The organism is Caballeronia glathei (assembly GCF_000698595.1).
Taxonomy (GTDB): Bacteria; Pseudomonadota; Gammaproteobacteria; order Burkholderiales; family Burkholderiaceae; genus Caballeronia; species Caballeronia glathei.
In genome coordinates this window covers 34,517-46,834 of record NZ_JFHC01000048.1, presented here as the reverse complement: position 1 = coordinate 46,834, position 12,318 = coordinate 34,517, and the positions used below count along the sequence as shown (strand labels likewise).

Here is a 12,318-nt window from a genome sequence, read left to right as displayed (position 1 = left end):
GGCGCCGCCATCGGCCCCGCGGTTGTCTTGAATAAAGCGCACTGATTTTCCAGCTGAGTGTGACGGGTGATGCCTTAAGCGGCTTTCCATTCTTCCGGTGTGAGCGTCTTCATGCTGAGCGCGTGGATTTCCGCGCGCATGCGCTCGCCGAGCACCGCGTAGACGAGCTGATGCCGCGCGATCAGGCGCTTGCCCTCGAATGCGTCGCTCACGATGGTCGCGAAGAAGTGCTGGCCGTCGCCTTCCACTTCGAGATGCTGGCACGCGAGGCCGCCAGCGATGTAATCCTTCACTTGTTCCGGGGTCGGCAACATGGAAGTCTCCTTGAATATTCAGTGACGCAGCTTGTAGCCGCTCGCCAGAAGGCGCACGGCGATCACCGCCAGCACGGCGAAAAAACCGCCGACAATCGCCAGGCTCGCGAGCGGACTCACGTCCGACATGCCGAAAAAGCCAAAGCGGAAGCCGTCGATCATGTAGAAAAACGGATTCAGACGCGACACTTCGCGCCATCCGGACGGCAGCGAATGCGTCGAGTAGAACACGCCCGAAAGAAACGTGAGCGGCATGATCAGGAAATTCTGGAACGCGGCGAGCTGGTCGAACTTTTCCGCCCAGATGCCGGCGATCAGGCCGAGCGTGCCGAGAATCGCGGAACCCAGCACCGCGAACGCAATGATGTAGAACGGCGACGCAAAAGTCATCGGGATGAACCATACCGTCACGATGAACACGCCGAAGCCCACCACGAGCCCGCGCACCACCGACGCGAGCACGTAGGCGAAATACATCTCCCAGTGCGCGAGCGGCGGCAGCAGCACGAACACGAGGTTGCCCGTGATCTTCGACTGGATCAGCGACGACGAACTGTTCGCGAACGCGTTCTGCAGCACGCTCATCATCACGAGGCCGGGCACGAGAAAGCTCGTGTACCCGACGCCCGGGTACACCTGCACATGTCCCGTGAGCGCGTGGCCGAAGATCATCAGGTACAGCAGCGCCGTCACCACGGGCGCGAGCACCGTCTGGAACGACACCTTCCAGAAGCGCAGCAGTTCCTTGTAGAACAGTGTCCTGAAGCCGTTCATGACAGACCCTCGACGACGTCCGGTTCGTTCATGATCTGCACGAACACGTCTTCGAGATCGGCCTTGCGCACCTCGATTTCATCGAATTTGCAGCCTGCCGCGCGGCATTTCGCGAGAATCGGCTCGACGTCGTCGTAGCTCGACAGGCGCAGCAGGTGCTGACTGCCGGACACCGCGTGCGGATCGACTTCCAGCGAGCGCAGCCCGGCAGGCAGCACGCCTTCCGAAAAGCGCAGCGACAGCTGCATGCCGGAAAAGCGCGCAAGCAGCGCGCTCGTGCGCTCCAGCGCGACGACTTCGCCCCGGCGCAGCATCGCGATGCGGTCGCACAGCGCCTCCGCCTCTTCCAGATAGTGGGTGGTCAGCACGATCGTGTGGCCTTCGCGGTTCAGCCGCGAGATGAATTTCCACAAGGTCTGACGCAACTCGACATCGACGCCCGCGGTCGGCTCGTCGAGTACGATGACGGGCGGCCGGTGCACCAGCGCCTGAGCCACCAGCACGCGCCGCTTCATGCCGCCGGAGAGCTTGCGCGTGTTGACGTCGGCCTTTTCGGTGAGGTCGAGGTTGGCCATGACCTCGTCGATCCAGTCGTCGTTGTGGCGCAGGCCGAAGTAGCCCGACTGGATGCGCAGCGACTCGCGCACGGTGAAGAACGGATCGAAGACGAGTTCCTGCGGCACGACGCCGAGCGCGCGGCGCGCGGCGCGGAAATCGCTGACGACGTCATGGCCGCGCACGGAGATGGTGCCGCTGTCCGCGCGGGCGAGACCCGCGAGAATGCTGATCAGCGTGGTTTTGCCTGCCCCATTGGGACCGAGCAGGCCGAAGAATTCGCCTTCTTCCACCGTAAGACTTACGCCTTTGAGCGCTTGCAGCTCTTTGTAGCGCTTCCTGACGTTTCGGATTTCTATGGCTGACATGAAAATGCGCGCGCCGCAACGGGCGGCGCTTCGGTTGTGCAGGGCGGAGCCAAAAACCGGCCTGGAGAGGCGGCCAAAAGGGGCCGGACTCGGGGCCGGACTCGATGCCGAAATGGAACCCGAAATGGAACCCGATTGAAGCCCAAAAAGGGGCCGGAAAGGGGCCGGAAAAAACGTTTGATTATAGGGCAAACGGACTTCACCGATTCGCGCGATCCTGCCGGAGGCGCCGGCGCGGATACCCGCGGGCGCCAGCGGCTTGCTGCACTAGAGCAGGATCAATGTCGGAAGGTGAGGAGCGTGTCGACGCCGTAGGCCTGCGCGAGACTGGCAAGCCCGGAAGGGAAATTCACGATGCCGAGCGCGGCGCCGCGCTCGGACGCCGCGCGCTGCCATGCAAGCAGCACGGCGAGCGCGGACGAGTCGAATTGCCTGAGTGGCGCGCAATCGACTTCGGTTGCACCCGCCGCGATCCGCGAAAGCCCCGCTTCGAGCGCGCTTTTCGCGCTCTCGTGCGTGAGCGTCGCGGCGGTTTCGAAGCGGCCCGCGTTGCTCGCGCTCGTCACGACGCAGCCTTGCCGCTCGCGAGTTGCTCGTTGCGCTGCGTGAGGAACTGCAGCAGCCCGTCGACGCCATGCTGCGAGATCTGCTCGTTGAACTGCTGCTGGTACGCCTGGATCAGCCACGCGCCGAGCACGTTGATGTCGTACACCTTCCAGCCCTGCGGCGTCTTGTACAGGCGATAGTCGAGCTGGATCGGCGAGCCGTTGTTGATCACGACCGAGCGCACCACCACGTCCGTGTCGTCAGGCGACGCGCGGAACGGCTTGTACTGGACCTGCTGGTCGCGAACCTGCGCGAGCGCGCCCGAATACGTGCGGATCAGGAGCATCTTGAACTGCTCGACGATTTGCTTCTGCTGCTGCGGCGTCGCGCTGTTCCAGTTGCGGCCCATGACGAGGCGCGTGGTGCGGGTGAAGTCCGTGTACGGCAGGATCTTCTCGTTCACGAGTTCGGTGATGCGCGTGATGTTGCCCGACTGGATCTGCTTGTCGGCCTTGATCTGGTCGAGGACCTGCTGGGTGACCGTCTTGATCATCGTGTCCGGGTTGCTCGTGTCGACGGCCTGCGCCGACGCGGTATTGCAGAACGCCATGAAAAGAGCGAAGAGGGGAAGCAAAAATAATTTTTTCATCACAGACCCTGCTTAAAAGTGGCTTGGGTTTGAACGCGGCGCCGGAGTCGAGTTCACGGGCCGCGGCCGCCAAACCGTCAAATTACCTGTCAAATATGTTACTGCTCGTAATACGTCTGCGGATCAGCGCAAGCGTATGGAAGGGAACGACGGAATACGCGGCGGCACGTATTGATTGCCCGGAACCGTGCCGTGAGCGCCGCTCGCGGGCGTCGCCGGCGCCGCCACGCCCGATGCCGCTTCCGGCGCCGAAGCCGCCTCCGACGGTGCGGCAGGGGTGGCCGGCGCCGCCGTAGCCGAAGCCGGCGCGCCCGGAACCGCCGTGGCCGCGGCCCCGGCCGCCGCGCCGGCGCCACCCGCGGCCGTGTCGTCGTATTGCGGCAGCGACTGGTCGCCGTAATCCGGCACCGCGCCTTCGCCACCGGAAATCAGGTACTGGCGGCGCTGCAGATAGGCATTGCGGACGAACGAATACTTGTCGAGCGCGGCATCGGCGAGCACGTCGCTCGCGCCGAGCAGGTTCGCGCGCACGTCGATGAGATTCAGGCCGTACAGCGCCCAGCTGACCGAATCCGGGTGCACGTAGGTGAGCGGATTACCGAAATAGTCGACGACCGTGCCGCCCGTGTCGCGCACCGTGCTTGGCCCGAGCAGCGGCAGCACCAGATACGGCCCCGACGGCACGCCGTAGTGGCCGAGCGTCAGGCCGAAGTCGGCGGTGTGCTTCGGCAGCTTCGCGAGCGTCGCGACGTCGAACAGGCCGCCGACGCCGAAGAGCGTATTGATCGCGACGCGCATGATGTCCGACACGCCGTCGGTGATCTTCAGTTGCAGCAGATTGTTCGCCGCGATGTACACGTCGCCGATATTCGAGAAGAAGTTCGTCACGCTGCCGCGCACCGGTTCCGGCACCGCCCACACGTACGCCTTCGCGACCGGCTTCAGCGCGACCTGGTCGATCTTGTCGTTGACCGTGAACATCGTCCGGTTATAGCTCTCGAACGGGTCGCCCTTGGTCGGCGTCTCGACGGTCGCGCAACCGGCCAGCGCCGCCACTGCAACTACGACAACGGCGCTTCTCACGCGCATCGCCTGCATGCTCTTCTCCTTATTGGCCCTTATTGGCTTGCGCTCGCGCCCATCGCGCTCGCGGCGCCCGGAAACGCCGGTGCGGGCGCTGGCGCCGCAGGCGCCGCGGGTGACTTCGAGGCGCCGGAGTCCGCCGCCTTGTTGTAGAGGAACTGTCCAATCAGGTTTTCGAGCACCACGGCCGATTGCGTCATGGAAATGGCGTCGCCGTTCTTGAGCATCTGGTCGTCGCCGCCCGGCTCCAGGCCGATGTACTGCTCGCCGAGCAGGCCCGACGTCAGGATCTTGGCCGACGAGTCCTTCGGAAACTCGTACTGTTTGTCGATATCGATCGTGACCACCGCCTGATAGGTGTTCTGGTCGAAGCTGATCGAACCGACGCGGCCCACCGTCACGCCCGCGCTCTTCACCGGCGCGCGCGCCTTCAGGCCGCCGATGTTGTCGAATTTCAGCTTGACCGCGTAGGTCGGCTGGAATGAGATCGAGCTCATGTTTCCGGCCTTCAGCGCGAGAAACAGCAGCGCCACGAAACCGAGCACCACGAAGAGGCCGACCCAAAAGTCGAGAGCAGTCTTTTTCATCGTCTTCCCAAAGAGAATCTTGTCGCAGAACGGATGCGAAGGACCGTGCCCTTCGCCACGCCCGCGATGCGCGGACGCCCGTCCAGTTGCGGACCCTAGCTGAACATCAGTGCCGTCAGCAGGAAATCGAGGCCGAGCACGGCGAGCGACGCGTACACGACCGTCCTGGTCGTCGCACGCGAGACGCCTTCCGGCGTCGGCTTGGCTTCGTAGCCCTGGAACAACGCGATGAACGTCACCGCGAAACCGAACACGATGCTCTTGATGACGCCGTTGCCGACGTCGCGCCACACGTCCACGCCGCCCTGCATCTGCGACCAGAACGCGCCCGCGTCCACGCCGATCATCAGCACGCCGACGACATAGCCGCCGATCACGCCGACCGCACTGAAAATCGCGGCGAGAATCGGCATGGCGATGATCCCGGCCCACATGCGCGGAGCGACGACGACCTTGATCGGGTCGACGGCCATCATTTCCATCGCGGTAAGCTGCTCACCGGCCTTCATCAGACCGATTTCGGCGGTGAGCGACGTGCCCGCGCGCCCCGCGAAGAGCAGCGCCGTGACCACCGGCCCGAGTTCGCGCACGAGCGAGAGCGCGACGAGCAGTCCGAGCGCCTGTTCCGAGCCGTAGCGGTTGAGCGTGTAATAGCCCTGCAAACCCAGCACGAAGCCGACGAAAAGCCCCGACACGGCAATGATCACGAGCGAATAATTGCCCACGAAGTGGATCTGCTTCGTGACAAGACGCGGCCGGCGCAGCAACGGAAAGAATTCGAGCACGAGACGCAGGAACATGCGCGTCGCGTAACCGGCGGTGCCGAAGCCGTCGAGCACCCAGCGTCCGAGCGCGCTGATCATGCCTTCCCTCCGATGCCAAAGTCCGCCGCGAGCGGCGTGCTCGCGTAGTGGAACTTGAAGGGACCGTCGGGCGCGCCGTCGATGAACTGGCGCACGGACGGGTCCGTCGATGCGCGCAGCTGATCCGGCGTGCCCTCGGCGAGAATGCCGCCGTTCGCGATGAAGTAGACGTAGTCTGCGATCGCGAACGATTCCGGCACGTCGTGCGTGACGAGGATGGACGTCGCGCCGAGCGCGCTGTTCAGCGTGCGGATCAGGTTCGCCGTGATGCCGAGCGAAATCGGGTCGAGGCCCGCGAAGGGCTCGTCGTACATCATCAGTTGGGGATCGAGCGCGATCGCGCGGGCGAGCGCCACGCGACGCGCCATGCCGCCCGAAATTTCCGACGGCGCGAGATCACGCGCGCCGCGCAGGCCCACCGCGTTGAGCTTCATCAGCACGAGGTCGCGCAACAGGTCTTCGGGCAGGTCGGTGTGTTCGCGCAGCGGGAAGGCCACGTTCTCGAATACGGACTGATCGGTGAAAAGCGCACCGAACTGGAACAGCATGCCCATTTTCCGGCGCAGCGCATACAGCCCTTCGCGCGTCTGGGCGCCGACATCCTGTCCGCCGAACAGCACCTGGCCGCGATTCGCCTTGACGAGCCCGCCGATCAGCCGCAGCACTGTGGTCTTGCCGCAGCCCGATCCGCCCATGACTGCGACCACCTGCCCACGCGTGAAACGCATGTTCAGGTTCGACAGGACGAGCCGGTCGCCGTAACCGAAGTCGACGTCGCGAAGCTCGAGGAGAGTCTCAGTGGATACAGGCACGGAGGCTGGGGGTCCTTTTACGCAAGAGGCCGAATTATAGGGCCTGTGCGCAACTGGTGCTTGCCCTAGCCTCCGACTGGCGAATTGTTCCGAATTTTTGGCATTATCGCGCGAATTCTTGTTGCAACGCAGAAACCGCCGCCGCGGTGTCCGGCGCTTCGGTCACGGCGCGCACCACGGCGGCGCTGCCGACACCCGTCGACAGCACGTCGCGCAGCACCTCGCCGCTCACCCCGCCGATCGCGACAAGCGGCACGCGCCCGTCAAGCAGACGCACGTATCGGGCCAGCCGCGCCAGCCCCTGCGGCCTGGTCGGCATCACTTTGGTGGTGGTCGGGAAAACGGCGCCGAGCGCGAGGTAGCTCGGGCGGAAATGCAGCGCCCGCAGCATCTCGTAGTAGCCGTGCGTCGAGAGGCCGAGCCGCAGGCCGGCCCGCGCAATCGCGCCGAGGTCGGCCGTCTCCACGTCTTCCTGTCCGAGATGCACGCCGTAGGCGCCCGCCGCGATGGCCTCGCGCCAGTGATCGTTGATGAAAAGCTGCGCCCCATGCTTGTGCCCCGCCGCGACGGAGCGCCCGATTTCGCGCTGAAGGTCGCCGGAATCGGTCGTCTTGCGCCGAAGCTGGGCGGTTTTCACGCCAAGGTCGAGCACGCGCTCGACCCATTCGGCGCTCGGCAGCACCGGATACAGGCCGAGCCGCTCCGGGCAGGCCGCAAACGTCACGTCCGGCGCAGCGGACAAATCGGCGGCCTTCGGGAAGGTGGCGAAATCCACCGGCCAGGCGTCCTCGCGGCTCTCGTCGCCGGAACGCCACGCGAGCGCGAGCACGAGCGCGTCGTGCGGCTCGAAATTGCAGTCGAGAAACGCCGCCAGCGCCGCCAGCCAGTCGTCCGAGCGCTCGCCCTCCAGCACGTAGCGCGCGCCCTTCAGACGCAGCACCGCCCGCGAGCCGCGCGTTTCCAGCACCGCGGCGTTGTCCGCGAGAAGACGCTCGACGTCGTCGCCATGATCTTCGGTGAAGACGATCAGGTCGTTCGCGCCGTGGTCGTCGGGCGTCATCAGACAGATGCGCCACGGCGAGGCCGCCGCGGGCCAGTCGCCCAGGCGCGTGCGGATGCGCTCGGCGACTTCGGTCAACTCGTCCGCCGGCGGCCAGAAAATCTCGCGATTCAGCAGGCTCATGCGGCGCTCCCGTCCTGATGCCAGAACGGCATGCCGACGACCGGCGTGCTCGCCTGCGCGCTGTCGCGCTCGGCCATCGGGCCAGCGAGGTAGGCCGTGCGCCCCGCTTCGACGCCGAGCGCGAACGCACGCGCCATCTGCGGCGGAAACGCCGCCTGCGAGACGGCCGTGTTGAGCAGCACACCGTCGAAACCCCATTCCATCACCTGGCACGCATGCGACGGCACGCCGAGCCCCGCGTCGACGATCAGCGGCACGTCCGGCAGCCGCTCGCGCAAGGTGCGCAGGCCGTACGGATTGGTCACGCCACGGCCCGTGCCGATCGGCGCGCCCCACGGCATCAGCGCCTCGCAGCCGGCGTCGAGCAGCCGCCGCCCGATCACGAGGTCCTCGGTGCAGTAAGGCAGCACCTTGAAACCGTCGCGAACCAGCTTCGACGCGGCCTCCACGAGGCCGATCGGATCGGGCTGGAGCGTGTAGTCGTCGCCGATCAGTTCGAGCTTGATCCAGGGCGTCTCGAATACTTCGCGCGCCATGTGCGCGGTGGTCAGCACCTCGTCGACGCTCTGGCAGCCCGCCGTGTTCGGCAGGAGCGCCACGCCGTGGCGCTTCAGGACGTCGAAAAAGCCGGCTTCGCCGGTGGCCGACTGGCGGCGCAGCGCGACCGTGACCATGCCGGGCTTCGCGGCGTCGATGGAATCGGAGAGCGACTGCAGCGACGGATAACGCGACGTGCCTAGCAGCATGCGGCTCGGAAACGCCTCGCCGTAGAGCGTGAGCGCGTCGGCGGTGGTGATTCTGGTCATGATTCGATCCTGTGTGAAATTCAGCCGCCCGCGACGGGCGACACCACGTCGAGCCGGTCGCCCGCGCTCAGCACCTTCGACCCATGCTCGCCGCGCGCGACGAACTGCCCGTTCACCGCGACGGCGAACGGCGGCTTCGCGCCGAAGGCGGCGAGCGCGTCGGTGACGGTGGCCGGTTCGGGCAATGTGAACGGCCGCTGATTGATATGGATGTTCATGGCGATGTCTCTAGATCACGGGCACGGCGTGTTCGCAGTGCAGCAGTTCGGGCCAGCGCGCGCGGTGGCGGAAGTCGTCGAAGGAATCGGGGCCGGATACGCTCCGCGCGGCGAGCGCCCTGGCGAGTTCGCAGGCGGTGTCGGCGACTTCCGGCGCGATCATGAAGCCGTGCCGGTACAGGCCGTTCACGCGCAAGGTCCGCGCACCGTCCCAGACGATGGCGGGCCGGTGATCGGGCAGCGTCGGCCGGCAATGCGCGTTGAGTTCGAGAATGCGCGCCTCGCCGAAGCCCGGATGCACCGCGAACGCCGCGCTCAGCAATTCGAGCGCCGAGCGCACGGTGACGGGCGACATGTCCTCGCCTTCCACCTCGGTTGCGCCGATCACATACAGGTCGTCCTGTTTCGGCGCGATATAGAGCGGATAGCGCGGGTGCAGCAGCCGCACCGGCCGCGTGAGCCCGATGCCCGGCGCATGAACGCGCGCCACTTCGCCGCGGATGCCGCGCAGCGCGGGCCACGCCGGCTTGCCGCCGAGGCCCCGGCAGTCGATCACGAAGCGCGCGTCGGGCATGTTGTCGACGGCTGTGTTCCAGTGGGTCTCCACGCCGCGCTCGGCAAGACCCGCCGCGAGCGCGGACAGCACCTGCCGGTTGTCGAGCTGACCTTCGTGCGGCAGCAAGAAGCCCTGCGCGAAGCGCGTTCCGAGCGACGCTTCAGCCGCCGTGACCTGCGCGCCGGAAAGCTTGACGAAGCCGTCGTCGAACAGGGCGGCCGGTGCGTTCGCGCGCAGGCGGCGCTCGAAGAGCGGCGCTTCGGCGCGGTCGCCCGCGTGCCAGACGACGAGCGTGCCGTTGCGCTGGAAAAAGACGGGGGCGGGAAGCTCGGCGATGAGCGTCGGCCAGCGTTCGAGCGAGGCCGCGCCCAGTCCGGTGATCAGCAGTTCCGCGCTCGACGCTTCCGCAAGCGGCGCGAGCATCGCGGCCGCGACCCACGCCGCCGACTGCGTGCCCATCGCGTCGCCGCGCTCGTAGAGCGCGACCCGATGCCCCGCGCCCGCGAGTTGCCACGCGACGAGCCGCCCGCACAGCCCTCCGCCGACGACGGCGAAATCGGGCACATGCGCCGGAAGATGCGCGAATCGACGCGCGGCCTGCTCAATAGTGTTCACGATGCGACGCCTCCTCAGCAACCGGCTGCGGCACGCGGGGAAGATCGATGGCGGGGGAACCCGGTTTCGAGCCTTTCCTTCAGGTGCGGCAGACGCACGATCCAAAGGACGAAACCAGCGGCGAGACCGCGCGGAGCATCGGGAACACTCGAGCCCGGCGGATTGAAAATACTGGAAGAAACTGGAAAAACGGTACGTTTTCCGGAAACTTCCCTCGCCGGTATTACCCGGATCGGGTGCAAAGGGTTTCTCTCAGCCTCGCCGCGCGTCGTTCCTGCAGACACCGCATGCGAAGCACCCCTGTTTCGTCGATAGCCATTAAAGCACAAAAGACAAAGCCGCCGCAAACGGGAGATTCCCGGGCTTTTATCGTCGGCTGCGGCACTCTGGCACAATGCCGCCAACACGGTTTGCGCCCGGTTCGCGCGAGCTTAAGCGGCAGTTAAGCGAACCCGGAAACAATCGGCGTGATTCGATCACGCGCGGATCAGCACTTTTTACTTCTGTTGCGCGCCGCCGGGGCGGCGTGCGGCGTTCCACCCGCCGTGGGGCCGGCTCATCCTCAGGAAGCTCATGACCAACACCAACTCCGACAGCACGCAACAAAACGCCGACAATGTCTCGGCATGGAGCCTGATCAAGCCTTACTGGGTTTCGGAAGAACGCGGTTTCGCGTGGGGCCTGCTGGTTGCGATCATCGCGATCAACATGACGGTCGTGTGGATCAACGTGCGGCTCAATCGCTGGAACGCGGATTTCTACAACGCCCTGCAAAGCAAGAACGTCCACGATTTTCCGCACCTTCTGCTGATCTTCACCGGGCTCGCGTTCGCTTACATCCTGCTTGCCGTGTACGGCCGGTATCTGCGGCAGATGCTGGGCTTTCGCTGGCGCCAGTGGCTCACGAACCGCTATCTGGAGCAATGGCTCGGCGACCGCGCGTTCTACCGCATCGAACGCGACCGGCTCGCCGACAACCCCGACCAGCGGATCAGCGACGACCTCCAGTCGTTCGCGACCACCACGCTCGCGCTCTCGCTCGACCTGCTCTCGACGCTCGTCACGCTCGTCACGTTCATCACGATCCTGTGGACCATCGCCGGCGCGCTCACGCTCACCGCGTTCGGCACGCCGCTCGTGATTCCGGGCTACATGGTCTGGGCCGCTGCGCTGTACGCGATCGCGGGGTCGCTCATCATCCAGAAGGTCGGCCATCCGCTCGTATCGATCAACTACCAGCAGCAGAAAGTGGAGGCGGACTTCCGCTTCGGCCTGATCCGCGTGCGCGAGAACGCCGAGCAGATCGCGTTCTACGACGGCATCGCGACGGAAACCGCCAACGCGAAGAGTATCTTCACGCGCATCCGCGACAACTGGTGGATGATCATGAAGTACACGAAGCGCATGACCTTCGTGCTGAGCTTCTACGGCCAGATCGCGATCATCTTCCCGATCATGGTCGCCGCGCCGCGCTATTTCGCGGGCGCGTTCTCGTTTGGCGTGCTGATGCAGATTTCGTCGGCATTCGGCACGGTCAGCGACTCGTTCTCGTGGTTCATCAACAGTTACTCGACGCTGGTCGAATGGCGCGCGACGGTGAATCGTCTGCGTGAATTCAAGCGCGTGATGCGCTCGACGCACCTTCGCGAATCCATCTCGCCCGCCACCGCGCACGGCGGCATCAACCTGCACTACACGAGCACGAACGCGCTCACGACAACCGGCCTCTCGCTCGCGCTGCCGAACGGCACGCCGCTCGCGCGGGTCGCGGATATTTCGGTGGAGCCGGGCTCGCGCTGGCTCGTACATGGACCGTCGGGGGCCGGCAAGAGCACGCTGATGCGCGCGCTCGCGGGTCTCTGGCCGTTCGGCGACGGCACGATCGACGCGCCCGTCGACGCGAAGATGATGTTCATCCCGCAGCAGAGTTATCTGCCTATCGGCACGCTCAAGGCGGCGCTGAGCTATCCGTCGCCCGGCGGCACGTTCAGTGACGAGGAATCGCGCGAAGTGCTGCGCGCGTGCAATCTGGATGACTACGCGGACCGGCTGGAAGAGACCGGCCACTGGGCGAAGATCCTTTCACCCGGCGAGCAGCAGCGGCTTGCCGCGGCGCGCGTCGTGCTGCACAAGCCGGACTTCGTGTTCCTCGACGAAGCGACGAGCGCACTCGACGCCGATAACGAGCTGCGCCTCTACAACACGCTCGTCGAGCGGCTGCCGAAGGCCGCGATTCTGAGCGTCGCGCATCGCGAGTCGGTCGCGATGTTCCATGATTACAAGATCGAGATCGAAAGGGCGCTGGAAGAGGTTTGAGCCGTTCGGCTCACGCCAAGTCGAACAAAAAAGCCGGATCGCTTGCGCGACCCGGCTTTTTTCGTTTTCCCAC

At 65.5% G+C, this 12,318-nt stretch carries 14 protein-coding genes and 1 riboswitch; of the genes, 1 reads left to right on the top strand and 13 read right to left on the bottom strand.

Annotated elements, in window-relative coordinates; all coding sequences use genetic code 11:
- Positions 1-74 precede the first annotated feature (74 nt).
- The 13 genes from BG61_RS25755 to BG61_RS25695 all read right to left on the bottom strand — a co-directional run bounded on the left by BG61_RS25755 (position 75) and on the right by BG61_RS25695 (position 9,929).
- Positions 75-314 carry a BolA family protein gene (locus BG61_RS25755; protein WP_035930925.1) on the bottom strand — a complete coding sequence of 80 codons (240 nt, stop codon included), beginning with the start codon at positions 312-314 and terminating at the stop codon, positions 75-77.
- A gap of 18 nt (positions 315-332) precedes the next feature.
- Positions 333-1,088 (bottom strand): ABC transporter permease, encoded by a 756-nt coding sequence (locus BG61_RS25750; protein WP_035930926.1) that lies wholly within the window; start codon positions 1,086-1,088, stop codon positions 333-335.
- Positions 1,085-2,011 carry an ABC transporter ATP-binding protein gene (locus tag BG61_RS25745; protein WP_035930927.1) on the bottom strand — a complete coding sequence of 309 codons (927 nt, stop codon included), beginning with the start codon at positions 2,009-2,011 and terminating at the stop codon, positions 1,085-1,087. Before BG61_RS25745 ends, BG61_RS25750 begins: the two co-directional genes overlap by 4 nt.
- A 278-nt stretch (positions 2,012-2,289) precedes the next feature.
- Positions 2,290-2,577: an STAS domain-containing protein gene (locus tag BG61_RS25740; protein ID WP_035930928.1), complete on the bottom strand. Its 288-nt coding sequence runs from the start codon at positions 2,575-2,577 to the stop codon at positions 2,290-2,292.
- Complete coding sequence (locus BG61_RS25735; RefSeq protein WP_035930929.1) at positions 2,574-3,206, bottom strand: MlaC/ttg2D family ABC transporter substrate-binding protein; 633 nt, start codon at positions 3,204-3,206, stop codon at positions 2,574-2,576. Before BG61_RS25735 ends, BG61_RS25740 begins: the two co-directional genes overlap by 4 nt.
- A gap of 123 nt (positions 3,207-3,329) precedes the next feature.
- A complete protein-coding gene (locus BG61_RS25730) occupies positions 3,330-4,304 on the bottom strand; it encodes an MlaA family lipoprotein (RefSeq protein WP_035930930.1) in 975 nt (324 codons plus the stop codon).
- A gap of 20 nt (positions 4,305-4,324) precedes the next feature.
- Positions 4,325-4,876 carry an outer membrane lipid asymmetry maintenance protein MlaD gene (mlaD, locus tag BG61_RS25725; RefSeq protein WP_035930931.1) on the bottom strand — a complete coding sequence of 184 codons (552 nt, stop codon included), beginning with the start codon at positions 4,874-4,876 and terminating at the stop codon, positions 4,325-4,327.
- A gap of 95 nt (positions 4,877-4,971) precedes the next feature.
- Entirely contained in the window at positions 4,972-5,739 is a 768-nt protein-coding gene (gene mlaE, locus BG61_RS25720) for a lipid asymmetry maintenance ABC transporter permease subunit MlaE (RefSeq protein ID WP_035930932.1), read from the bottom strand.
- Positions 5,736-6,551 (bottom strand): ABC transporter ATP-binding protein, encoded by an 816-nt coding sequence (locus tag BG61_RS25715; RefSeq protein ID WP_035930933.1) that lies wholly within the window; start codon positions 6,549-6,551, stop codon positions 5,736-5,738. Before BG61_RS25715 ends, mlaE begins: the two co-directional genes overlap by 4 nt.
- 103 nt (positions 6,552-6,654) lie before the next feature.
- Positions 6,655-7,734, bottom strand: a complete 1,080-nt coding sequence (thiE, locus tag BG61_RS40350; protein ID WP_075584225.1) for a thiamine phosphate synthase — start codon at positions 7,732-7,734, stop codon at positions 6,655-6,657.
- Positions 7,731-8,540, bottom strand: coding sequence for a thiazole synthase (locus BG61_RS25705; protein WP_035930934.1), 810 nt, complete (start codon positions 8,538-8,540; stop codon positions 7,731-7,733). Before BG61_RS25705 ends, thiE begins: the two co-directional genes overlap by 4 nt.
- A gap of 20 nt (positions 8,541-8,560) precedes the next feature.
- Positions 8,561-8,758 carry a sulfur carrier protein ThiS gene (gene thiS, locus BG61_RS25700; RefSeq protein WP_035930935.1) on the bottom strand — a complete coding sequence of 66 codons (198 nt, stop codon included), beginning with the start codon at positions 8,756-8,758 and terminating at the stop codon, positions 8,561-8,563.
- A 10-nt stretch (positions 8,759-8,768) separates the two neighbouring features.
- Positions 8,769-9,929: an FAD-dependent oxidoreductase gene (locus BG61_RS25695; RefSeq protein WP_370818066.1), complete on the bottom strand. Its 1,161-nt coding sequence runs from the start codon at positions 9,927-9,929 to the stop codon at positions 8,769-8,771.
- Between the two features lie 192 nt (positions 9,930-10,121).
- Positions 10,122-10,241: riboswitch (TPP riboswitch) on the bottom strand.
- A 261-nt stretch (positions 10,242-10,502) separates the two neighbouring features.
- On the opposite strand from BG61_RS25695, the gene BG61_RS25690 reads away from it, so the two are divergent.
- A complete protein-coding gene (locus BG61_RS25690; RefSeq protein WP_035930936.1) occupies positions 10,503-12,245 on the top strand; it encodes an ABC transporter ATP-binding protein/permease in 1,743 nt (580 codons plus the stop codon).
- The last annotated feature ends 73 nt before the right edge of the window (positions 12,246-12,318 follow it).